The 23096-nt window shown below is 50.2% G+C and carries 17 protein-coding genes; all 17 read right to left on the bottom strand.

All coding sequences use genetic code 11. The features are described 5' to 3' along the window. Window positions 1-15: 15 nt before the first annotated feature. The 17 genes from PU634_RS08775 to PU634_RS08695 all read right to left on the bottom strand — a co-directional run bounded on the left by PU634_RS08775 (window position 16) and on the right by PU634_RS08695 (window position 23084). Window positions 16-1518, bottom strand: coding sequence for a methyltransferase domain-containing protein (locus tag PU634_RS08775; RefSeq protein ID WP_306760429.1), 1503 nt, complete (start codon window positions 1516-1518; stop codon window positions 16-18). Between the two features lie 65 nt (window positions 1519-1583). Continuing rightward, window positions 1584-2984, bottom strand: a complete 1401-nt coding sequence (locus PU634_RS08770; RefSeq protein WP_306760428.1) for a phosphomannomutase — start codon at window positions 2982-2984, stop codon at window positions 1584-1586. A gap of 36 nt (window positions 2985-3020) precedes the next feature. Beyond that, on the bottom strand, window positions 3021-3929 hold the full coding sequence (locus PU634_RS08765) for a GDP-mannose 4,6-dehydratase (RefSeq protein ID WP_306760427.1): 909 nt from the start codon (window positions 3927-3929) through the stop codon (window positions 3021-3023). Between the two features lie 44 nt (window positions 3930-3973). After that, the gene (gene gmd / locus PU634_RS08760; RefSeq protein WP_306760426.1) at window positions 3974-5005 is read right to left on the bottom strand and encodes a GDP-mannose 4,6-dehydratase; all 1032 of its coding nucleotides are present in this window, start codon (window positions 5003-5005) and stop codon (window positions 3974-3976) included. 44 nt (window positions 5006-5049) lie between these two features. Then, window positions 5050-5781, bottom strand: a complete 732-nt coding sequence (locus PU634_RS08755; protein ID WP_306760425.1) for a sulfotransferase family 2 domain-containing protein — start codon at window positions 5779-5781, stop codon at window positions 5050-5052. 22 nt (window positions 5782-5803) lie between these two features. Further along, the gene (locus PU634_RS08750) at window positions 5804-9526 is read right to left on the bottom strand and encodes a glycosyltransferase (RefSeq protein WP_306760424.1); all 3723 of its coding nucleotides are present in this window, start codon (window positions 9524-9526) and stop codon (window positions 5804-5806) included. Beyond that, entirely contained in the window at window positions 9514-10227 is a 714-nt protein-coding gene (locus tag PU634_RS08745) for a hypothetical protein (RefSeq protein WP_306760423.1), read from the bottom strand. The genes PU634_RS08750 and PU634_RS08745 overlap by 13 nt, the downstream gene beginning before the upstream one ends. Next, on the bottom strand, window positions 10224-11504 hold the full coding sequence (locus PU634_RS08740) for a class I SAM-dependent methyltransferase (protein ID WP_306760422.1): 1281 nt from the start codon (window positions 11502-11504) through the stop codon (window positions 10224-10226). The genes PU634_RS08745 and PU634_RS08740 overlap by 4 nt, the downstream gene beginning before the upstream one ends. 1 nt (window position 11505) lies before the next feature. Next, entirely contained in the window at window positions 11506-12462 is a 957-nt protein-coding gene (locus PU634_RS08735; protein WP_306760421.1) for a hypothetical protein, read from the bottom strand. A 3-nt stretch (window positions 12463-12465) separates the two neighbouring features. Next, window positions 12466-14553, bottom strand: a complete 2088-nt coding sequence (locus PU634_RS08730; RefSeq protein WP_306760420.1) for a coiled-coil domain-containing protein — start codon at window positions 14551-14553, stop codon at window positions 12466-12468. Further along, window positions 14553-15977 (bottom strand): mannose-1-phosphate guanylyltransferase/mannose-6-phosphate isomerase, encoded by a 1425-nt coding sequence (locus PU634_RS08725; RefSeq protein WP_306760419.1) that lies wholly within the window; start codon window positions 15975-15977, stop codon window positions 14553-14555. The genes PU634_RS08730 and PU634_RS08725 overlap by 1 nt, the downstream gene beginning before the upstream one ends. A 19-nt stretch (window positions 15978-15996) precedes the next feature. Further along, window positions 15997-17910, bottom strand: coding sequence for a glycosyltransferase (locus PU634_RS08720; protein WP_306760418.1), 1914 nt, complete (start codon window positions 17908-17910; stop codon window positions 15997-15999). Window positions 17911-17915: 5 nt separating this feature from the next. Beyond that, window positions 17916-18998: a KpsE/RkpR family capsule polysaccharide export protein gene (locus PU634_RS08715; RefSeq protein WP_306760417.1), complete on the bottom strand. Its 1083-nt coding sequence runs from the start codon at window positions 18996-18998 to the stop codon at window positions 17916-17918. Between the two features lie 262 nt (window positions 18999-19260). After that, the gene (locus PU634_RS08710; RefSeq protein WP_306760416.1) at window positions 19261-19941 is read right to left on the bottom strand and encodes an ABC transporter ATP-binding protein; all 681 of its coding nucleotides are present in this window, start codon (window positions 19939-19941) and stop codon (window positions 19261-19263) included. Continuing rightward, window positions 19938-20735, bottom strand: a complete 798-nt coding sequence (locus tag PU634_RS08705) for an ABC transporter permease (protein ID WP_306760415.1) — start codon at window positions 20733-20735, stop codon at window positions 19938-19940. Before PU634_RS08705 ends, PU634_RS08710 begins: the two co-directional genes overlap by 4 nt. Continuing rightward, a complete protein-coding gene (locus tag PU634_RS08700) occupies window positions 20735-22399 on the bottom strand; it encodes a polysaccharide biosynthesis/export family protein (RefSeq protein ID WP_306760414.1) in 1665 nt (554 codons plus the stop codon). The genes PU634_RS08705 and PU634_RS08700 overlap by 1 nt, the downstream gene beginning before the upstream one ends. A 349-nt stretch (window positions 22400-22748) precedes the next feature. Further along, window positions 22749-23084, bottom strand: a complete 336-nt coding sequence (locus PU634_RS08695) for an RT0821/Lpp0805 family surface protein (RefSeq protein ID WP_306760413.1) — start codon at window positions 23082-23084, stop codon at window positions 22749-22751. Window positions 23085-23096 lie beyond the last annotated feature (12 nt).

The following is a 23096-nucleotide window of genomic DNA, read 5'->3' as shown; positions in this document are numbered from 1 at the left end:
AAAAAGGCCGCATGGTTATGAAGGCTTTGCTGCACTGGCAAGCTTGTCATCCCACTTGCTGATAAATGCAGCCCAGGATGGTGCCGTTAGGGCCTCGTTGACCAGCGCTTTTATCTGCTCAGGTAAATCAAGAGTACTGAAATCGGGATAAACCGCCGCAGCGGCGCGCTCCTTGCCTTGGGGAACCGGCCTTAAGCTGGCAATGCACTGTGGGCGGTTGGGTACCCGCCCGCCCCAAATATCGAACAGCGTCCATAGCAGCATGCCGTAAGGATCGTTTTGCGGTAGCTCGTGAGCCTGTTCAAAATCGAACACAAACAGTGCATTGTGCTGGTCAATAAACAGGTTGTGTGGCTGAAGATCGTTATGAAAACCAATGCATTCCTGTAACTGTCGATTGATTGCCACATATTGTGCGCTAATGTGAAAGCGTTCGGTTTGGGTGAGCTGATTCTTGCCATAAACCCGGCCGGTAAGTGGCTGGCCCGGCAGGCGGCTCATCATGATCGCACCATAGCCATGCCCCATGGCCCAGTTATGCAGCCGCGGAGTGGCGGCAAGGTGCTGAGTGGCCAGCAACGCCTTCAGCTCCCGCTCGTAGCATTCGCTGCTCTGGCCATAAGTAAACCGGAACAGTTTAAGAAACTGATGCTGGCCACCATAATACTTGCGGCTGATCAGCGGGTTTTTTGAGCGGCTGAAGTCCAGCTTGTTGTATTGAATGTGCAGCTTGCCCAAGGTGCACTGGTTGCGTTTAATCAGATAAAAGGGTCTGGGGGTGTCGGCCAGTTTTTTTATGGTAAAGCCAAGTTCTTCCAGTCCATCCAGCAAATATTCCGGGCGACTGGGCAGCAAATGAGCCTTACCATGCCGAATGTAGTCTTTCTGGTGGGCCAGCTCCACGAACACGTAATCCACTTGGGCGAGAATTTTAAACAGCATCGCTTTGGCCTGATCCAGGCCATAGTGAAAAATAATCTGGTGCATTACGTTAAGCAGCAGTAACACATCGATGTTTTCAAAATCACACCTGTCTTCAAGCAACAAAGCGAAAATATCAACATCGTAAAAGCGGGCACCGGAGTTGGCACACACCGCCAGCCGGTTTGCCAGCTCGGTTAGATCCTGCTGAATTTCCAGCCCCACTACATTAGGAAAGATTTCCGCCAGTTTCATGGCGGTATAGCCACAGTTGCAGCCCACATCCAGAATTCTGATTTGCTGCTCAGCGCCTTTTAACTGCACCTCCTGAGTGATCAGCTCACAGTTTCTTTCCAGCAGCTCCTGCCGCGTAGATGGATATTCTTCCAGCAGGCCATAGGCAGGTTGATAGTCGTTTTGCAGGGCCTGCACCTTTTGCAGGAGTTGTTTGATGCTGGCAAGATTTTCCTGCTTATTGAGTGAACCCAGCGGGTTGGCCGACGACATAAACAAACGGCCAAACAGAGGAAAATCCTCAGTTTGTGGCAGGGTATGGTTACGTTTAAGGTGAATAACGCTTTTTAACTTGTTCAGCATGAGGTGTGCTCATCTTCTGCACCGAGGCGGAAGACGCCATTAATGGTGAATAATAACCCGGGTAATCAGCCGGGCAGGCCAGCCAGCCGGGCAAGACTGTGGGCAACCAGATTGTCTGCCAGTGCTGTGCTGCTTGCCTCAACATAACAGCGCAGCTCGGGGGCGTTGCCGGAAGGGCGCAGGTGCACAATGCTGCCGTTTTCCAGAGTGGCGCGCAGGCCGTCTGTGGTATTGATGTTAGCAATAGGGGCGGGCAAGTTCAGTGCGGCTTCAAGCTCGGCGGTGTTTTGCTGCCAGGTGGCAAGCAAAGCCCGACTTTGCTCGGTAGGAAAGTTTTTAATGCGATCACTGGCAGTAAAGCGCGACGGCAAATTGGCCAGCAAGGCCGAAATGGGCTGGTTCACTTCCCGGGCGGCGGCAAACAGCGCCAGGGCCGGCAACAGGGCATCTCGCGTGGGCAGATCGTGCATTAAAAAGCCACCATTGGCCTCGAAACCGGCTACCTGCCGATGCTGACCGGCCAGTTGCTGCATGCCTTCAATCACATAGGGTGAGCCAATGCGGGTACGCAGCACGTTGGCAAAGTGGCCACAGGCCTCAATGGCGGTGTTGCAGCTTACCGGCACGGCCAGTGCCTCAATGCCGAGAAAGCGTGCGCACAGCAAGCCGAGTATATCGCCGCGCAGCCATTCGCCGTTTTCATCCGCCACCAGCGGGCGATCACCGTCGCCATCGGTTGAGAAAATGGCATTCAGCTTGTGCTCGCGCGACCAGGCTCTGCCACGGGCCTTGTCTTCTTCCGTTACGGCTTCCGTGTCGATGGGCACAAAAGTGTCGGTGCGGCCCAAAGACACCACCTCGGCACCCAGGTGAGAGAGCACCTCAATATTAATATCGCGGCCAGCGGCAGAGTGCTCATATACCCCAATGCGCCAGCCTGAAAGCAAGCCGGCCGAAAACAGCGACAGATTGCGGGCAATATAGCTTTCGCGGGCACGGGAGGTTTCGGGCGGCAACGCCGGTTCAAAGGCGGGCAGCTTCGCCGCCGATTGCACTATGGCCTGCTCGTCGGCCTTGGTAATTTCGCCGTCCGGCCGGTAGAACTTGATGCCATTGCGATCAAAGGGAATATGGCTGCCGGTGATCATAATGGCCGGCACACCATCCTTCATGGCCTGCCAGGCCAGGGCCGGGGTGGGCAGAATGCCGTAATAGTCTACCTGCAGCCCCATGGCCCTGGCGGCACCGGCGCAGGCAGCGGCCATGGCCGGGCTGGACGGGCGCCGGTCCAGGCCAATGGCCACCCGTTTAACAGTGGCAGAATGCTGCAACTGCGATAAAAACGCCACCGCAAAGGCGGCGCAGACTTCATCGGTAAATTGCTCAACCAGGCCACGGGCACCACTGGTGCCGAAGGCGATATTACTTTGTGCAATTATTGTACGAGCTCTTACTGCTGTAATCATAAAAGTACCTGAGGAGTTCGCCTAATATGAAAGTTTTTATTGAGTACCTATATTTCTTGCTTTGGCAGACTTAAAGGTATCAAGTAAAGTTTGCTCCAAAGTATAATTGGGCTGCCAGCCGGTGAGATTTTTTAGGCGGTCATTAACACCACAGAGTCGGGGTATTTCGTTAGCACGAACAAAGGCTGGGTTCACCTTTACTTCAATGTTATAACCAGCAAGGTGGTTCATCCGCTCGATAATTGTTCTGAGTGCGGTATCTTTACCCGAGCATACATTCACTGTGGTACCACTCACATCTGACTCAAGCAAGGAAAGATAGGCAGAGATTAGATCCCGTACATCAGAAAAGTCGCGGCTGACATCAATATTACCGAGTTCAATAGTGCGATCGCCGCGGGCAAAATGCTCCACAATCTTGGGAATAAGAAAGCGGCTATCTTGGCCCGGACCGGTGTAGTTAAAGGGGCGAGTTATCACAATAGGCAGACATTCAAAAAAGTTGGCTACCATGTGCTCCATGGCCAGTTTGCTGCAGGCATAATGATTGACGGGTGTCGGGCATTCCTTTTCTGTAATGCGACTAATGTCAGGTATGCCATATACATTGGCGCTGCTGGCTATAAGTACTCGAGATGGTGGCTTTTCCAGCTCGGAGAGGGCCTGTAACAGGTTAAGAGTACCGAATACGTTAACCTGATAAAATGCCTGCTGGTCGGCATGCTCGACAAAAGACAAAGCGGCAAGGTGGATAACCCAGTCGGGGGCAGCTTGTGAAACGGCCGCCTTTACGGCGGCCGGATCCGTCAAATCACACGGAATCATCACATCTGCTGGAGAGGGTTTACTACCTAAGCCGATCACTTTGAAGCTGCGTTGTTGCAGTGCGGCTACCATATAGCGCCCGGTAAAACCGGAAGCCCCTGTAACCAAGGCTGTTGGCATGTTTTACTCCACAGTATTGTTGATGAGTGTATTAATATAACGGATTAAAAAGAAAAGCCTTGCTCGTTGCGGCGTAAGTCAGCCTCAACCATCATCCGGCACAGCTCTTCCAGACTGGTTTTGGGCTCCCAGTCCAGCTCATCCTTGGCTTTTTTCGGGTTACCGATCAGCAGCTCCACCTCGGCAGGACGATAGAACTTGGGGTTAACCCGTACAACTACCTTACCGGTAACCGCATTTATGGCATGCTCTTGCTCGCCTTCACCTTGCCAGCGCAGTTCGATGTCTACTGCTTTAAAGGCCAGGGTTACAAAATCGCGCACAGTTTCTGTACGATTGGTGGCCAACACATACGTATCGGGTTTATCGGCTTGTAGCATGCGCCACATACCTTCTACGTACTCCTTGGCAAAACCCCAATCCCGCTTGGCATCCATGTTGCCTAGTTCCAGTACATCCAGTTTACCCAGTTTGATTTTGGCTACGGAGTCAGTAATTTTTCGAGTGACAAATTCACGGCCACGCAGTGGTGATTCATGGTTGAACAGAATACCGCTGGTGGCAAAAATGTTGTAAGACTCGCGGTAGTTAATGGTCATCCAGTGAGCATAGAGTTTGGCTACACCATAGGGGCTGCGCGGATAGAATGGCGTTGCTTCAGTTTGTGGGATCTGTTGAACCTGACCAAACATCTCGGAGGTGGAAGCCTGATAGTAACGCACCTTGGGGTTAACAATGCGGATGGCTTCAAGCAGGTTTACGGCACCTGCGCCGGTAATATCCAACGTAGTTAATGGTTGATCAAACGACACACCGACAAAGCTTTGTGCCGCTAGGTTGTATACCTCGGTAGCACCGGTAGTTTGTAGCAGTCGAATACTGGAAGACAGATCGGTCAGATCGTACTCTACCAAGTGCAGGTTGGGATGTTTTTCTATGCCCAGCTCTTCAATTCTCCAGAAGTTAACTGAGCTGGTTCTTCGATAAGTACCGTAAACTGTGTAGCCTTTTTTTAGCAGTAGTTCGGCCAGATAAGCGCCGTCTTGTCCAGTAATGCCAGTTATAATTGCTTTCATTTTTTAGCCTGCTCTAAGTTAAGTTGGTAAATTAATATTCAACTTCAAGTGTTGAGTGTTTTTTTTGCGTAATTATATATTACCTGATCGAACTGAGTAAGTTTTTCTAACTCTTCACTGATATCATCGGTGATTTTTTCCTTTTCTATGGGTTCTAGGTTTGGATCTTTTCGCTCACTGCTGTTTCGTGAGTGAGGTATGATTTCAGGGGCTTTAAACCCAAGATCTTCAATTACTTTTCGGTAAGATTTGTTATAGTTATCCATTACTCCAAAAGTCGCTAAACTATTAATAGTGGCTTTTGCTCTATCTATTAGCTCATCCTCGGGGTATAAAAATTCACCGTTAGGGCCGTAGTGCATCTTCCCTATCAGGACTCGTGTTGTGTAGTTATTGATGTTTGCGGGTATTCCTTCTTTGTTATACCGTAAGAACTCTAAAAGACTTAACTTTTTCGCTATGCGAGGTCCATTGAGATTATGCTTTTCAATAAAACTAATTTTATGAGAGCGCCAAAAATAGTAAAGTGATAGTATAGTTTCCTTTGGCTCCCGAAAAAATGTGAAAACTTTCTTGTTACCAGGGATTCTGTTAATGCCATCTATATCATAATGACCTGAAAAGTAACGAAACTGGTTTAAGTGTTCAGGGCTATGATTTCTGAGTGTGTTAAATCTATCAGGGATAATTTCATTGCCTGAGAATTTTGTAATTAAATAGTCATGTACAGATGTTCCACCAGTTTTTGGTATATGTAAAAAAACTATCTTTTCCACTTTGAATCACCGTAGTTAAGTTTTATTTAAGGTTGTAGTTGCGAAGTAATTCATTTGCACTTTGCTTCCATGTTAGCCAAGGCATGTTTTCTGGCTTCGGATGTGTATCTTTTTTAAACTTTTCTAACCATGTTTTTATCGTGCTGGTAAGAGCTGTTGATTTTTCTTGACTGTTAAAATAGTAGGCGTGATTGCCTGCCACTTCGCGGAATACAGGTATATCTCGAGCAATAATGGGGAGGTGATGTTGTGCAGCTTCAATCAAGGGTAGCCCAAATCCCTCTCCATAAGAAGCTGCAATTAGACAGGTAGAAACATTATAAATTTTTTCCAGGTGCTCATCACTAACGCCTTCAAGCCAAAAGAGCTTTTTGTTTAGCTGAGGGTGGTTTTTTAATTTTGTTACTAGATCATCAACCAGCCAGCCTTTTTTACCTACGAACACCAGATTTATTTTTTCATTTTGATGCCATAGTGTCTCAAATGCTGCCAGTACTTCCTGGTGACCTTTACGTGGCTCTAAAGTACCAACCATCAAAAAGCTGTGCTGTGTTTGTAGTTGATGTAATGCTTTTTCGGCATCATGTGGTATTCCTTTGGTTGGGTTTGAGTTTTCTACATCCGCTCCTAAGTGGAACCAGCCAATATGTAATGGTTGTTTACGAGGTTCGCCATATTTTTTAAGCCAGTCGTGTAATTCATCAGCAACTGCTTTTGAAATGCAAATAGCACTATCATAACTTGTGACAGTTTTAAGCCAGTTGTTATGAAGCATTTTAATGTTATGCTGCTCTTCCCAAAATTCTGGAAACTGTATAGGTAATAGGTCATAAATCACATAACTAACATGAACGCCTGTTCGTTGCATATCAGATATGTAATCTTTCTGTGCCTCTGCAACAAAGAAGTTCAAGTCTAAACCCACAAATATATCACCATTGCGGTAGCGGACTGGCTCATCATCGAGGATATGTTCCGGACAGCCCAAAAAGCCTAATGTGAATCTTCTGGCGTAATAGTAACCAAGGCGATCCGGTGTTGCATAAACTGCTTCTACACGATAGCCGTCAGGAGGATTGATTAACCATTCTTTTAATATACTTTTTACTACTCGTTGAATGCCACTCCGTGAGTCACGCTGAATTAATTCGGAGATGTCAACCAGTAATTGCGGCTTTTCTATTGAAAGGGGAATAGCATAATCGATAGAGCTAGCCAAAGATTTTAAAGCGCTATTAACGTCAAGTTGATCTTCTGGAGGTGTTATCGACTTTATAATATCTACATGATTGACAGGTCCATTTTTATAAAAATCCTCAATGGCTTCAGCATACATATTTCCACAGTGGCTGGGGGAATGATAACGTTTAATTATATTTAAGGCGGTGTCACCTAACCTCTCTCGTGTTAGGTGATTTTCCCATAGGTGTTCTAAGGCTTCTGTTAACTCTACATCATCGAATACATCCTGCAGCTTAAGTACAGCATTATCGGGTAAGTCTGCCATGCTGCCATTTGCGTTAACAATAGTAGGAAGGCCATAGTTCATACAATCGAGTACAGCCGCAGATGTTTCACCACGAGTCAGCCCACGTAATTGAACGCCAATGTCGGCTACCGATAAATATTGTTTGAATAGCTTTTCACTTGCCCACCCCGTTATTTTTATTCTATTTCCTAATCCACAGTCTTCTATTTCACTTAAAAGATTTTTACCATATTCACCTGGATCATTTTCCCCAACGAAGACTAAATAGCTTCTTTTATTTTTAGATAAACTTGATGCTAGCCAGGCTTTCAATAAACGGTGGTTAAATTTGGATTTTCCAATCATGCCGAAACTACAAACCAAAAATGCTTCTTCGTCTATACCTAAAGCCTTTCTAATCATCCGCCTTTCTGTAACATTAATGTTGGCTGGAGTTCGCAACAGAGGGATTACTTTAATTCTTTCAGAGGGTGTTTTACCATGCCAGTCATTATTTAGTTTTTTAGAAAATGGTGAGTGGACGATTAAACCTTTTGAAGTCGATAGAGGTTTTATATTACAAGGGTAAATCCACGCAGTGTCATCATTGTTGAAGTAGCGGTGCACTGCCTGATAACCATGGCTATTGTACAGGCTATGGATGTAATATAAAGGTTCTTCTGCATAACCACTATAGTAACCCATTAAACCGGAAAGAAAAAAATCGTGCAGAACGATAACGCCAGGTGCATGTTCTATTAGTTTCAGCATGTAAGCGTGAAATTCAGAATTACCGAAGTGGTATATGATTCTGTCATAATTGTGGTGATTTTCAAGGAACTCACTTGGTGTGAGTGCATTTAGATTGTTCGCCACCCATTTGTCGGAAATATCTTTCTGCTCAACTACTACGTCAATGTTATAGTATTTCTTTAGTTCAGGGAGAAGCTCTGCACTGTAGTCGCTAATACCACTTCGCTCCGGTGGTAAAGGTGATATATAGGCCATTCTGGGTTTTTTTTCTATGGATAACAAGCGGCTGCAATATGAACTTCCCTTATCTACCATGAAGTGCTTTTCCAAAGCCATCAGTGTAATTTTTGCTGTGCGCTCCCATGAAAAACTCTTTGCCTGTTTAACGGCATGCTGCTTTAAATGATTTCTCAGTTCATTGTCGCTTAGAACCTGGTTAAGTTTGCTAGTAATGCTATCAATATTGTGTGGATCAAAAAGTGCTTCCTGCGAACCAATTACTTCTGGCAAACTGGATGTATTAGCACCTATTACTGCTGCGCCACAACGCATAGCTTCTAAAACCGGTAAGCCAAAGCCTTCATGCCACGAGGGGAAGACAAAAACTTTGCATAAGTTGTATAGAGAAATTAAGTCATCTTCGGGAACAAAACCGGTCAGGAGTAACTCATTTGAATCCAGTCCTTGTTTTTTTGCCAAATTTTCTAATCGTACTTTTTCTGCTTCACTGATTGAGCAAACAATAGCTAGCTGATGTTTCGACCGTATGTTTTTTGAGAGGAGGCTATAAGCAGAAATTAACCCTTCAATATTTTTTCTATGGTCGATACCGCCAGTATAAAGAACCAAGTCCTTTTTGATGCCGTAGGTGTCTTTTATTTTTTTTCTTTCTTCAGTGTTAAGTTTTTTGATGGAGAACTGTGGGTCAGCATCAGTTGAAATGTTGATTACTTTGTCGCTTGAGAAGTTGAGATATGATAGTGCTTCATTGCGAGAGGAGTCTGAAATAGATAGTAACAGGTTCGCCTTACGAATAAAGCCTATCTTTTCTTCATACCACTTCTTAACGGCTGGGTTATCTAAATAAGGTGTTTTATTTATCAGAGGAATGAGATCATATAATACTACTGCAATAGGTAGATCAGAGTATTGACCAATACTGGTTACAGCATTTGTTGTCAGTCCTTCAAATAGACTGGTAATGATAATTGCATCAGGCTGTAAAGATTTTAGAAAGGCTTCATATAGTTTTTCAGAGGTCTTGCGATGCCAGTTATTTTTGGGTTCTATATGCGTGGCAGGTGTAACCGGACGCCATACCCGAATTGCTGTTTGTGGTAATTCTTGCTGAAAGGTAGCGCGAATAGGAATAATACTATCTTCAAAGTCACCATTAAGTGCTAGTATAACTTCATGTTTATTGGCATGGCGAATGATTCCTTTGACCAATGCCAAGCTATAACGTCCAATTCCACGGTTTTTGTTTTCTGCCTGAGCACCCTGCATATCGATTACAATGCGCATGTAGTTACCTCGCGATTGTTTTGAGTTGTGAGGTGAACTTTAAGTTTGTTGTAAATTTGTTGCGCTTGTTTTGTCATGCCAGGACCATTTACTTCGGTTACATCAATCATATATGTTTGTACATCGAGGCCGCAGTTTTCCAGCCATGCTTGGCCCTCTAGTACCAAGGTGGGCATTAAAGAAAATCTACCGGGTTCTGTCGGTGCTGTTACATCGATAGCTAATTTATGCTCAGAGCCTGGGCTAATAACCTGTGGTAGTGCTGTGCGAATACCATCGTACTCATATACTTCACCATTAATATCATACCAATGGTAAGCAGCATACAGTGGGTTTTCTGTTGTTGTTTGGAAAGGTTCCGCGGAGTGGTTAACTATATTAATTGTTAACTTTCGTTTTAAGCCGCTATGAAAATCAAGGTCTGTATCTTGTATATGTATACTTCCTATAGTGCCTTTGGATATTATTGTTATAGGTGTGTCTATTTTGTCTGTTACTTGTTGACCCGATTTTAACTTGTGGAGAAAGTCTTCCACATCGTGTCCCTCGAGAAGACGTTGGAGCCACTGCTCCTTGTTTTTTTTTACTTGTGGTAAATCATCTGAGATATGAAAAACCGAAAAGGCATATTCTACTAAGCGCTGTCTGTTTTTGACTTTTAATTCCTGAAGGTTCACTTTAATTTTCTCTTGGTTATTCATAGCTTAAGTATTATATCTTGTATGTCAAAGCCGTACTCTCTGCCCCAGTGTTGTTCCTCTAAGGTGTCCTTTGATAATGGAATTTTTTTTTGCGCTAAAACAGTATAGTCAGGGCTGATGCCGCCAAGATAGTCTTTTATTTCGTAGTTTTGCTTGTTATGCAGTGCGGGCTCTTCCTGTAGCCTGAGTATTTTGCTTCGCTCGAAACCGTAATACTCGGTAACAAAGGCCAATAATGGTGGTGGCAGCGGATTACGGTGCGTAGGATCCATATAAAAATTGCAGCTGCCCACCAGTATATTTTCCGGGTTTGGCGTTTCCATAATCAAGATGCCTTCCGGCACCAGCACCCGTTTGGCTTCCTTGACCACCATTCTCAGGGTGTCGAAGGGCAGGTGCTCTACTACATGGATCAGACTGATGCACACGCGGCTTTGGTCGGGCAGTTGCTGTAAAAAGGTGACCAGGTCACCTTGCTGAACACTTAACCCAAGCTCCTTGCAGGCCTGCAGCATGCCACTGTTTTGGTCTACTCCCTCTGCCGTGATTCCTGCCTGTTGCAATACCTCCAGCCATTCGCCCCGTCCGCAACCCAGATCCAGCGCAGACAAATGCGGATAACGTTCGGCCACGGGCTGCACAAAGGGCACATAGACCGCCACCCGCTCTTTGATCGACTCCCGGGAGCCACGGAACTTGTCTTCAAAGGCACGGTAAAAACCGTCCTCTTCATTAAGAGATGAGGGTTGGCTTGGCGGTTTTCCCTGCAGGGTGCGGGTTTCGTGGGCAATGCGGGCCTTTACCAGAGTCCGGGTGTGAGTGTCCTGCATTTGCATCACTTGCACCGCTTCGCCAAAGTGGCGTGTGGTTTCTTCACCGTTATTTTGCAACAGCGCAACCCGGCCCAGGGCACTATGCACGCCCGACACCAGCACCCGGGTCACGGCCTCACGGCTGGCCCCCCAGGCCAGAGCCTGGCAGGCCCAGGTTTTCGCTTCGGCTAGCTTGTGTTGTTGCTGGTAAGCACTGGCAATCAGCAGCGCCAGCTGGTCTCGTTGTGGCTGGTGTTCCACATCCTTCAGCTGCATTTGGGTAAGTTGTGCCCATTCGTTAAACAACCAGTGGGTACGAGCCTGGGTTAACCGGGTGGCTTCTTTTTGAGAGGACGAAAGCGTTTGTACCGGCCGGGTAATGGCTGTGTTCGGCTCGCACTTTTTTGCTCTTTTTTTCTTGCGCCTGGGTGATGGGGGGGAACTTTTATTCTGTGACTGTGCCATCTCAGAATTCCTGATTTCGGATCAGCACATCCTTGATTAATTCAAGCTGTGCCTCTGCCTTGAGCATTTCATGCTCAATCAGTTGCTGACGTGAGTATTGTTCCTGTACCAGCGGCAGGCTGGTATTATGCGTCTGCGGTTGGGCTTGCTCCAGTTGTTTTTGAGTATCCTCCAGTTTTTTCTGCAGTTCGGCATTCTTGGTGCTGGCCGAGTTCAAGTTCTGTTGCAAAGATTTTATTTGTTTTTGTAGCTGCTGAGTGTTCTTTTTGTTGTTTTTTAATGCTTTTTCTGTCTGGGCCTTTTCTGAACTTTGTTTTTTCAGCTGTTGTTGTAACTGGATGATTTGACTCTGTTGAGCATGTAGCTGTTGCTGCCAGGGGTGCACAATATATACATCGGGCTGGTTCAGTGCCTGGGTGAGCCTGGCGTCAAGCTGATCTGCTGCAGGATGAAGCTGCAGCGGCAGCTTTGCCAGTCTGATGGCTTGCCGGTGATAAGGCAGAACAATGGCAGCAAAACAGGAAAGCAATTCAGTCTGTGCCAGTTGCTGCAACATGGCTTCGGCTTCTTCCTGCAAGTCCAGGATCAGCAGGTGACTGGCATTGTCCTCAAGATCCAGCGTTTCCAGCAGCTCTGGCAGGCTGATGGCGGTATCCTCTTTTTGGCATAACAGCGTAAGCCCCGGATAAAGCCGTTTCAGCTGCTCTGAGGCAGGAGTAAACCCATTTGCCCAGGAAACGTTATATTCATGGAAGCAAACGGGCCTTGTTGATGCGGCGACACTCTTCTGCAGCACGGTCACTGTTTTGGATGTCTTCTTTTCCAGTTTTTTAAGTACGCTTGCTACTGAGCCGGCTGCATCCACCAGGATGATGCTTTCCGCCAGTTGTGTGTAAAGCTCTATATCAGGCTGCGAACCACAGCCTATGTGAATGAGAGTATGATATTGCACCGCCATGACTTATTTTCCCTTTTGGGTTTTAAGGGTATAAATTCGATTTATATCTTGCGCCAGGTTATGCCAGTCTTGCCATTTACGGGTGAGGGCAGGGCGACGCTGCTGTGCCTGTTGCAATATGGCTGGAAGCTGAAGAATCAGTGCCTGGATCAGCCGCTGATCTTCTTTACCCAGCTTTTTCCACAGCCCCTTGTCCATGGCATCCGGCAGAGCGAAACGCAGCTCCAGTTTTTCACCAAAGTCATCCTGGCTTTCTGCAAACCAGTTGCCTAGCAGCTGTTGTGACTGTTTGGGAAACTCGAGCTTGGGCTGGCTGCCAAACTGCCCGGGCCGAATGGCAGCACATGACAAACGGAATTGCCAGTGCGGCAACTGGCGCTTGCCAAACTGGGGGTTCTTCAGGCTGAACCAGAGATGTTCATAATCCGGATTTACCTGAACATGGCGCAGCTCCAGCTCGCTGAAACCCAGCTTGGGTAAGGTGGTTTTTTTACCATTCCACAGTTTGGGCAAGCCGGTACGAGGGGTAAGCTGTTCGACTTGAGGCTGAGGTTGCAGCTGTTTTTCCAGCTCAATTTGCCGTCCCAGTGCCTGCTCCAGCTCTTGCTGGGTGTTATACAGCTCTACCAGCAGCTTTTCGGCTTCGCTTTCTACATGGCTGACACGGTCGTGAAGTTGTGTTTCGGACCGAGCCAGCTGGTGACAATGAATTTCAAGCTGAGACACTTTATCTTGCAAGGCTTGCTGTTGCTGAGCCTGCTGCTGGTTGCGCTGTTCAAGCCTGGCAATTTGCTGTTCGGCAGAAGCGTTAAGAGATAGTGCCTGCTCCAGCTCTTGCTGGGTGTTATGCAGCGCTACCAGCAGCTTTTCGGCTTCGCTTTCTACATGCCTGACACGGTCGTGAAGCTCTGCTTCAGACCGCGCCAGCTGGTTACGATGAGCTTCCAGCTCAGACATCTGGTTTTGCAATGTCTGCTGTTGTTGCGCCTGTTGCTGGCTGTGCTGTTTAAATCTGGAAACTTGCTGTTCGGCTTCTGTTCTCTGCTGCTGAACAGAGGCGTAGTCAGTTAATGCCTGTTCAAGCTCAACCTGGGTGTTATGCAATTCCAGTAGCAATGCTTCCGCTTCATTCTCAACATGGGCCAAGCGGGCATTTGCCTGTTCAGTGGCCTGTTGTTGGGCGTTATTGCGGCCGTTGAGCTGAACTATTTCAGTCTGCAATTCATCAATATGTTTGGCAAGCAGCTCCTGCTGTTCCTTGCTATTCTCCAGCATTGAGAGATTTTGCTGATATAACGCTTTATTTTCTTCAATGAGTTTCTGTTGCTGCTCGCGCTGATATTGGTAGCCAGAAATCACGTCTTCAATGGCTATTGTCTTGTCTGAACTGGTTTTGCCAGATTTGATCAATAGCGGGTGTTGTGCTGCATTCAGTTCCGCGGCGAAATCTGGCTGTGGGAAATATTCCTGTTGCAGTTGGTGGACGATATAGCCGGCAATGGCATCCTGGCTGTCATTATGTTCGCATAGATCTGGTAGAACAGTATCACCAAGCTGCCACTGCCAGCGTTCACCCATCACATTCAAAAGTTCGGCCGGATGCAGCAAAGCATTGCTGGCATCCACAAGCAGGCAGCGCTCAGGGTGCTTCAGGTAGAATGCCAGCAATGCCTGATGGTAGTTACACCAGTTTTCATAACAGGTTGCGAGTTCCTGCCTTTGGGCTCCTTTATTCACTTCTTCAAGCAGGCAATCCTGAAGTGAGTTGCATATCAGCAAAAAGTGAATGTCATGATCCAGCTCTGCCCAAAAATCCAGCAGCACGGTGCTAGTATTGTTGCTTACCCATGCCCAGATGCTGCTGTCTATATTGTTGAGCAACAGATCCGAGGCAAGCTGTCGCCACAGGCTGGAGACTTTAAGAGCAGAGGGTGAAGACTGTTTGGCGAGTATGGTGCTTTCCCAGTCCTGAATAGTGACGGAGGTACCACGCTTAACTGGCTTTGCTTCAGCTATATCACCCTGAATAACAAAAGAGCCAATCTGCTCCAGATTGGCTGAGTTCATGCCGGTAATACAAAGTGCCTTCATTATTGTGTGCGTCCGTATCCGTCTTCCAGTCTTACAATGTCGTCTTCACCCAAATAGCCGCCAGACTGTACTTCAATCAGCTCCAGTTCTACCTTGCCGGGGTTTTTCAGACGGTGTACTTCACCCATGGGAATATAGGTAGACTCATTTTCTCGCACCAGAAACTCTTTCTCACCGCAGGTAACCAGAGCGGTGCCTTTGACCACAATCCAGTGCTCAGCTCTGTGGTAGTGCTTTTGCAGCGAGAGTTGTTCGCCAGGTTTTACGCTGATGCGCTTTACCTGATAACGCTCACCCAGATCTATACCACGGTAGTTGCCCCAGGGGCGGTGCACAGTGGTGTGCAGGGTGTGCTCGTAACGGCCCTGCTCTTTGAGTGTGTCGACTATTTTTTTCACGTCCTGGGCGTTATCACGGTTGGCTACCAGCACGGCGTCGTCGGTCGCCACCACTATTACATCGTCCAGTCCGGTTACCGCCACCAGGGCGTGATCGGCATGTACATAGCTGTTGCGGGTGTTGTGCAGCAGCACATCACCATGGCTGGCGTTGCCATCGCTGTCTTTTTCAGTAATGTCCCACAGTGCTGACCAGGCACCCAGATCGCTCCAGTTCATGTCTACCGGTACCACGGCGGCATGAGTGGTTTTTTCCATTACCGCATAGTCAATGGAGTCGGAAGGTGAGTTGGCAAAAGCTTCCTTGTTCAGACGGCAAAAAGTGAGGTCATTTTCAGCCAGCTCAAGAGCTGCCTGACAGGCTTTGACCATTTTGGGGTGATGGGCTTTCAGCTCATCAAGGTATTGCTTGGCACTGAACAGGAAGATGCCACTGTTCCACAGAAACTCGCCACTGGCCACATAGGTGGCGGCGGTATCAAAATCCGGTTTTTCTACAAAACGGGCGACCTTGTGCACACCACTTACGCTTAATTCCTCAGCTTGCTGAATATAGCCATAGCCGGTTTCAGGCTTGTTGGGAGTAATGCCAAAAGTGACCAAATGGCCCTGGCGTGCTGCTTTTTCCGCCTGGGCAATGGCGGCGTGAAAGGCCGGCTCATTCTGAATGACATGATCCGAGGGCAACACCAGCATCAATGCGTCTTCCTGCTGTTCTAAAAGGGTCAATGCCGCCACGGCCACGGCTGGTGCGGTGTTGCGGCCAATGGGCTCCAGAATAATACGGTTGGCGGTAATTCCAGCAGTGCGTAGCTGCTCGGCCACCACATAACGGTGCTCATCATTGCAAATCATCAGCGGAGCAGCAAACTGGGAGCCTGCCACTCGCTGCATGGTGCCCTGCAACATGCTGTTTTCGCCAGCCAGAGGCAAAAACTGTTTGGGGTAGCCTGCGCGGGAGAGGGGCCAAAGACGACTGCCGGAGCCACCAGAAAGTACCACTGGGTGAATGCGCTCGGTGCTCATGTTGTATTTCCCTTTATTGTTAATGGTTAAAGCGGGTGAGTATTTCTTTAAATACCTGGCCGCAGTGGGCCGGGGTAAAACGAGTATGGTCGTATTTTAACTTTTTTATATTTCGTTCATGTTTCACACATTGCTGCATGAGTTTTGCGGCATGGAATATGTCAGGCTCGGCCCAGTGTTGGCCGTCTCCGTAAAAATATTCACCCGGTTGTAAGGGGGTGAGTCGGCTATCTACCAGCAGGGTTGGGGGAGTGCAATAATCCATATTTCCGGAGTAACCGGTGGCAATGAGTTGCAACCCTAACAGTTGTGCCTCGGCCAGCCCTCGGCCAAAGCCCTCTGCACGGTGCAGGCTAACGTAGCAGTTACAACAGCCATACAGGGCCAACACATCGGGCCGACGCAACTCTTCATAAACAAGGTGGATCCGGGCGTCTTGCTTAATGAGTGCTGCCAGTTTTTGCCACTCAGGATCCTCTTGCTTAAGGTGGCTTATTTTGAGCACCAGCCCTACTTCGCTGGCCGTTTTATCAGGGAAGGCCTGTAAAAACGCATTAATTAAGCCAGCCGGATTTTTTCGGGCAAGGGTAGAGTTCATGTCAAAGGAAAACATAAACAAATAAGCCTGCTCGGGCAGTTGCCAGTGCTGGCGTTGTTTGTTGCTTACTTCACCCAGCGTCACTGGCAACGGCATGGTGTGCACCGGAACCGGCGCTTGGTGGTAGGCATTGGAGGTGTATTGGCTGATTCCCCAGATTTCATCCACCAGATGAAAGCTGTGCTCCCAGGGTTCGGGCCACTGGGGCAGCTCCCAGGGCCACAGGCCTATGTTGTAGTGGTTTTGCAGAAGCGCCAAGCCCTGCTCGCACACCAGCCGGCAATGTTCTATGCCGGTCATGCAAAATATGTTGATGTGGTATTTGGGCTCTTGGCTAATCCAGTGTTCAGCGGAGCTGTCTTGCTGGCTTACATCGTTGCCCGGCTCAATATTGATAATGCAAAAGGGAATGTCGGCGGCTTTCAGCGACAGTGCCATCATGCGTACGTCTTCACCTATACCAAGCTCACCACGAGCATAGCCATAGAGATTTACACCAAATGGCAAGGTTGAGTAGGAGGCTGTTCGTTCCCACTTTAAGTGATTCACCGCTTCCATTGTTGTCGCCAGGGTTTGCACACTTGCTCTGGGGTGCTTTTTATATTTTGTGCTCAGCAAACGGGTGGTAATGGGCCAGCACAGGCTGGCCAGCCAGGCTTCCGGTTGGCTAATGGCATTTGCGCAACTCGGCTCTGGCATAGCATCAACATTCGGCGTAACGGTGAGAGAGAGAATGTCTTTGTTCATCTCTTTCAGGCGCGCTATGCCGTGCTCACTTTGGTGATCTTTGGGCAGGGTTATGGCATGAAGAAAGTGTTCAGTGCTGCCAAAGTTTGTGAGAACCTGCTGTTGTTGCCATTGGGGGAGTTTGCTGAAGCCAAGCAGCTCCCGGCCATCCCGGAAAAACCAGCGTGTGGCACGGTGGCGTATTTTCTTGTTATGCAGATAAAAGGCAGGCCAGAAACCCGCGCGATAAATTCCTGCCAGATATACTGCTTTGGTGTAGCACCCCTGCCACTGGTCACCGCGCAGGGAGGGCAGTGTTATGGGTTGATCCAGTTCACGGTTCCAGGCCTGGTTTTCTCTTAACAGGGCGTATTGCCTTCTGCCTATGCCCACGCACCAGGCCAGAAATTTGAGGTAGTCTTTCCGGCGCCGTTTGTGTAACGGAAAGCGCTGCTGCAACGCTGGGCGTAGCAGCCAGATGACATACATGCCTGCATAAAACCGGGTTGGCAGATCAAAGGGCAAAGGTACCGGCTGGTTATATGGATGATTTGCCAGATCGGAGGAGGCTGCCAGTGATACCGGGCACTGTGGTTTGGCTCTGTTCATACGGTTTAATCGCGATGGTCGCGAATGATCAGCAGCATCATGTTGGCAATAAAGGCCAGAAACAGGGTGATGATGGCAAATACGGTGGTGTTGTAGAGCCGTTCGGGCTGAGTGGCATATTCAGGCTGCAATGGGCTTTGCAGCACGCTTACCTGCTTGAGTTTGCGGGCGGCTTCTATGCGGGTGTTTTCCAGCGCGGCCAGAGCGCTGGAGTAGGTTTGCTGGGCAAACTGGGCTTTCAGCTCCAGTGCCTGATAGCCGGCGGAGATTTGGTTAAGGGCGGTGCCGGTTTCCTTGGCGAGACGATTTTGCTCTTTGCCAATTTGCTGTTGCAGGGCGTTGATTTCGGCTTTTATTTGCACCAGCTCGGCAGAGCGGGTGCTCTGGTAGCTTTGTGCGGCGGTATAGCGGGCCTGCAGCCGGGCCAGCTCGCCCTCTAGTGTACCCACCACCTGGTTGAGGCTTTCTACGGTATGAATGGGAGAAATCAGCCCGTGCTCGTTCTGGAATGCCAGCAGGTTGGCACGGGCTTCGTCCAGCCTGCTTCCCAGGCGGTCCACCTGCTTTTCCAGAAACTTCACCTGTTCTTCCGCCAGGCGCTGGCCCATGGCGTTCATATGAGCTTCGCCGGCGTTGAGCAGCAGCTGGGCCAGCTCATGGGCAAATTCGGGGGTAAAGGCCTGTACTTCTATGTTCAGTACGCCGGCGTAGTCATCCAGCTCTACGCTGACACGCTTTTTATAGTATTTATGCAGCTCTTCAATGGGAGCATTCGCATTCCACAGGCTGGCAAACAGATCACCATTCTGGCTGTAGTGCTCACGAAAGGGCAGTTCGGCCTCTACTTTTTTGAGCATGTCGGTAGAGAGCAGGTGTTCGCGTAGCAGCAGTAAATCGCTGTGGCCACCGGCCCCCTTGATAAGGCTGGAAAAGCTGAATTCAGGCGCGGCAATTTGCGGACTTTCCAGCACCACGGTGGCGCGGGATACATATCTGTCTGCCGCCCAGGCGAACCAGTAAAAACTGACGGCTAGAATGGCCACCAGGGCGAGCGCCCAATGGGGCTGTTTTTTAATAAAGTGCTGCATGAGAACTCTGTGTTGGTTTTGAGCTTTGTGAAAGTCTTCGGGCGCAGCTGTAAGCTATAAGCTGTCAGCTTTAAGCCGCTCGGCGTTGTTTGTTGCTTCTGTGTTGTACTTGTGGGTTTTTTCTCTGCTTCGCAGAGACTGCCGGCTAAAGCGGCAGCTACAATGGTGCAATTATTCTGCAGACGCGATTGTTTAACTTACAGCTGATGGCTTACCGCTTACAGCTCCCCGAAGGGGTGACTTACAGCTGACAGCTTAAAGCTTATGGCTGCCCGGAGGGCTTGGTTTCTTGGTGGTAAGCCGCTATGGCGTCGTTGATATCGTCATACCAGGTGGCCTGGCCTTCTTTAAGATAAATGCCGGCCTGGCACAGTTCTTTGAGTATGCCCTCGGCATGGGAAACGATGATCAAGCTGGACTGACCTACCCTGTCTTTAAAGGCCTTGGAGGCTTTCTCTTTGAAGGCGCGGTCGCCCACGGCGGTGGCTTCGTCAGAAAGGTACACATCAAAGTCAAAGGCGAGTGACAAACCAAAGTTAAGCCGGGCGCGCATGCCGGACGAGTAGGTTTTTATCGGCCTGTCAAAGGCGCTGCCCAGCTCGGCGAAGTCTTCCACATAGTCGATAATGCGTTGTACATTCATGCCTCCACCATGCACCCGGGCCACAAATTTTACGTTTTGCCGACCGGTCATGGAGCCCTGAAAGCCACCGGAAAGGCCAATGGGCCAGGACACCCGGCAATGGCGTTCTACGCTGCCGCGTTCGGGGTTGTCCATGCCTGCAATCAGACGCAGCAGGGTGCTTTTTCCGGCGCCGTTGCGGCCCAGCAGGCCCACGCTCACATTTTGGGGAATGGCGAGGTTAATATCTTGCAGCACCCAGGGAGCTTCGCGACCGTCGCGGCTGTTGTAGCGTTTGTAGAGGTTGCTGATTTTAATCATTGGGCTTTCAGCCTCTCTTTATAACGAATGTGCAGCAAGAGCCCGAGGGCGTTCAGTGCCAGCACCCATAGCCATAAATAGGTCTCGCTGGTGCCATGCACTACCCGGTAGTTATGAAAGAAACCGGCACGGATAAACTCCAGCCCGTGCACTATGGGGTTGAGCATTAAGTATTCCAGCAGGTAATGGGGCAACACGTTCAGGGGAAGAATAACGCCGGAAATGATCAGCAGGGGTAATGAAACCATGTTTATGATTTTGGTGGTTTCCGGGATCAGGGTGCCGGTTACCGACACCACCAACCCCAGCCCCAATCCCAGTGCCCAGAGGGAAATCCAGCCAAACAGGGCCTTAATGGCGTTGTCGGGGAACAACTCCAGCCCCAGCAAGAGCCCGCCCAGTACAAACAGCAGAAAAATAAAGGTTCTCAGTAACCCTTCCAGATACACCCTGATCAGCACCGGATCCACTGGCTGAACCTGGCGGTAGGCAAACAGCGCCTTGTTGGCGTTGACTGCGCCCTGGCTGCGGGTCATGCCTTCTCGCACCAGAAAAAAGCCCATCATGCCCACTATCATCCAGGGAATGAACTCAGCTCCGGTAATGAACTGATGGCCTCCGCTTACAAAGCTGCGGATAAACGTCATGATGGCAATGATGGCCACCGGCTCGGCAATCATCCAGAACCAGCCCATGCGGTCGGCCATGGTGCGGCTTACCGCCTCACGCATAAACATGGCAAACCATACGCTGCGGGTTACCTGCCAGGGCGTGCGGCCTTGCAGGGTGCTCATTACAGATCCACCGCCACTTTGGCGGCAATGGCAATCTGGTAAAGAATTTGGGTAATGGTGCCGGCCAGTTGCAGGTTTTTGGTGGGGGCCTTGGGCAGCACCAGAATTTCATCGCCGGGGCGCAGGGTTACGTCCGCAGCTTCGCGCACTTCGCCGTTCTGGCGCACCACCAGAATGCGGCTTTCATCGGCGTGCTCGGTAAAGCCGCCGGCGCCGGCGATATAGTCCTTGGCGCTGCGCCCGGCGTTAAACACCACGGACTGGGGCACCAGCACTTCGCCGCTGATCAGCACGGAATCGGAAATTTCGGGAATGGTGATGACGTCGCCGTCCTGCAGGCGAATGTCACTGATTCGGCCGTTGTTGGCCAGCACCAGCCGGCCGTTGGGCTCTACCTGGCGGGCGCGTTCAATAAACTGGCTGATAAGCTCCGCCTCGCGCACCCGAATTTGCGCTTCTTCGGCGGTGGAGGAGGTGGCGCCCAGATAGGTGGTTTCCAGCCGGGCCAGGCTTTCATCCAGGGCCTGTTTCTGCCGTTCCGCCACGCTCACGCGCTTGAGTGAAATGCTGCCGGTGTCGGTCATGGTCTGCGGCACGGCAATGGCGTTCAGCAGCTCGTGCAGGCGGGCATCCCGGGGCAGGGCAAAGTGGGAAGGGCCGTAATAGCTGCCCTCCAGCTGCACCACTATGGTGTTGTCGCGCATGTCGCGGCTGAACACCAGCTGATCGCCGCTGTTAAGGGGCTGCTGGCCGAATTCGTTCAGCTTTATATAGCTGGATACCGGCCCCTGGGCGCGGGCGCCGCGCAGCAGCACATGGGTCACGTTCGACTTGAGCCGGGCCAGCCGGAGCAGCTCGTTGCCGGTCATGCCGGTGTTGAGCAGCTCGTAGCGGTAGGGGCGGGCCACGTCGCCTTCCACGGTCACGGTGGGGCCGCGCTCTTCCACTACTATGGTGTCGCCGTCCTTGAACTGCAGGCGGGGCAGGGTGCCGTTCAGCAGAAAGTCATAAAGATCGGCGCTGGCAATGGTTTTGCCGTAGCGCTGCACCCGCACCTTGCGGTAGCTGCCGGTGGCGTCGTCTATGCCGCCGGCCTGATCGAGAAAATACAGCAGCGAGTCGCTGGGGGTGCCGGCAAAGCGGCCGGGGTTTTGCACATAGCCGGTAACAAACACGGACACCGGCTGCACGCCCTGCAGGTTGGTGTATACCTGCACGTTGTTGGAATAAATGGAGTTCACGGCGGCGCGCACCCGGGCGTCCAGCTGGCTGTGTTTAACACCCTGAACTCGAATGGGGCCCACACCGGGAATAAAGATGTTGCCCTGCGCATCCACCGGCAGCACCTTGTCGATGTCTACTGCGCCCCATACCCGCAGGGTGATCTGGTCGCCGGGGGTGATCATGTAGTCGGGGTTAAGGCCGTCGGCGCGCACGCCGCTGAAGCCGCCGCTGAACAAATGGCTGCCAAAGCTGGGGTAGTCGGCCTCGGGGCGGCTGGCACTGGGGGTGCCGTAACGGGGGTTTTGCCATTGGGTGTTGCTGTTCTGGGCCGCGCGGTCGGCCTCTGAGGTGGCGGCAAAGCGGCTGTTTTGCTCGGCGGGCAGTTCGCCGGCTGTGGCGCCAATGAGCTGGGCGTGGGCGGGGCCCTGGCCCGCTAACATTGCGAGTAAGCCCAAAGGCAGGGCGAGTTTCTTTAAGGACATGACTTGTTCTCGGAATCTGCGAAATATGTCGCGGGCAGCTGTAAGCGGAAAACATAGCTGTAAGCTATAAGCTGTCAGCTTTAAGCTCAAAAAACAGCTGTAAGCTATAAGCTGTCAGCTTTAAGTTGCTCGGCGTTGTGTGCGGCTGCGGTGTTGTGTTTGTTGCTTCGGTTTTGTTTTTTGTTTGCCGTGTTGCACATAGCCTGCCGGCTAAAGCGGCAGCTACGGCCACGTTGTTTTACTTACAGCTGACAGCTTAAAGCTTACGGCTCCCCGAAGGGGCGACTTACAGCTGACAGCTTATAGCTTACAGCTCCCGAAGGGATCGGGTGAGTTGCCATTCGCCGTTTTGGGTTTGGCAGGCAATGTGTTGTTCACTGGTGCCGGTGGCCTGGGTTACCTGCAATGGCCGGCAGGTTTTGCCGCTGGCGGCAAAATAGGGGGCGCCGGCGGTCACCTGGGCATTGGCGCCCCAGGGGCTGGTGGGCAGAGTGGTGGTGGCGTTGGCGACGGCGGATGTCAGAAACTGGTTAAGCGGTGTGCTGGCAGAGTTAGTGTTGTTTTCCTGCTGGCTGGCGCAGCCGGCCAGAGTGAGGCACAGGGCAACCAGGGTGCCGGCCAGGGGCTTGCGAACAAAATGCATGGTTTAACTCGT

The organism is Oceanimonas pelagia (assembly GCF_030849025.1).
Taxonomy (GTDB): domain Bacteria; phylum Pseudomonadota; class Gammaproteobacteria; order Enterobacterales; family Aeromonadaceae; genus Oceanimonas; species Oceanimonas pelagia.
Note: the sequence above shows the minus strand (reverse complement) of the source record. Positions and strands in the feature narration are given on the sequence as shown.

Excerpts from the sequence above, each read along its gene's own strand:
- PU634_RS08720 (WP_306760418.1), bottom strand. The coding sequence starts at position 17,910 with ATGAACAGAGCCAAACCACAGTGCCCGGTATCACTGGCAGCCTCCTCC.
- PU634_RS08715 (WP_306760417.1), bottom strand. The coding sequence starts at position 18,998 with ATGCAGCACTTTATTAAAAAACAGCCCCATTGGGCGCTCGCCCTGGTG.
- PU634_RS08730 (WP_306760420.1), bottom strand. The coding sequence starts at position 14,553 with ATGAAGGCACTTTGTATTACCGGCATGAACTCAGCCAATCTGGAGCAG.
- PU634_RS08705 (WP_306760415.1), bottom strand. The coding sequence starts at position 20,735 with ATGAGCACCCTGCAAGGCCGCACGCCCTGGCAGGTAACCCGCAGCGTA.
- PU634_RS08695 (WP_306760413.1), bottom strand. The coding sequence starts at position 23,084 with ATGCATTTTGTTCGCAAGCCCCTGGCCGGCACCCTGGTTGCCCTGTGC.
- PU634_RS08770 (WP_306760428.1), bottom strand. The coding sequence starts at position 2,984 with ATGATTACAGCAGTAAGAGCTCGTACAATAATTGCACAAAGTAATATC.
- PU634_RS08775 (WP_306760429.1), bottom strand. The coding sequence starts at position 1,518 with ATGCTGAACAAGTTAAAAAGCGTTATTCACCTTAAACGTAACCATACC.
- PU634_RS08765 (WP_306760427.1), bottom strand. The coding sequence starts at position 3,929 with ATGCCAACAGCCTTGGTTACAGGGGCTTCCGGTTTTACCGGGCGCTAT.
- PU634_RS08735 (WP_306760421.1), bottom strand. The coding sequence starts at position 12,462 with ATGGCGGTGCAATATCATACTCTCATTCACATAGGCTGTGGTTCGCAG.
- gmd (WP_306760426.1), bottom strand. The coding sequence starts at position 5,005 with ATGAAAGCAATTATAACTGGCATTACTGGACAAGACGGCGCTTATCTG.
- PU634_RS08740 (WP_306760422.1), bottom strand. The coding sequence starts at position 11,504 with ATGGCACAGTCACAGAATAAAAGTTCCCCCCCATCACCCAGGCGCAAG.
- PU634_RS08700 (WP_306760414.1), bottom strand. The coding sequence starts at position 22,399 with ATGTTAGCGGGCCAGGGCCCCGCCCACGCCCAGCTCATTGGCGCCACA.
- PU634_RS08710 (WP_306760416.1), bottom strand. The coding sequence starts at position 19,941 with ATGATTAAAATCAGCAACCTCTACAAACGCTACAACAGCCGCGACGGT.
- PU634_RS08745 (WP_306760423.1), bottom strand. The coding sequence starts at position 10,227 with ATGAATAACCAAGAGAAAATTAAAGTGAACCTTCAGGAATTAAAAGTC.
- PU634_RS08725 (WP_306760419.1), bottom strand. The coding sequence starts at position 15,977 with ATGAGCACCGAGCGCATTCACCCAGTGGTACTTTCTGGTGGCTCCGGC.
- PU634_RS08750 (WP_306760424.1), bottom strand. The coding sequence starts at position 9,526 with ATGCGCATTGTAATCGATATGCAGGGTGCTCAGGCAGAAAACAAAAAC.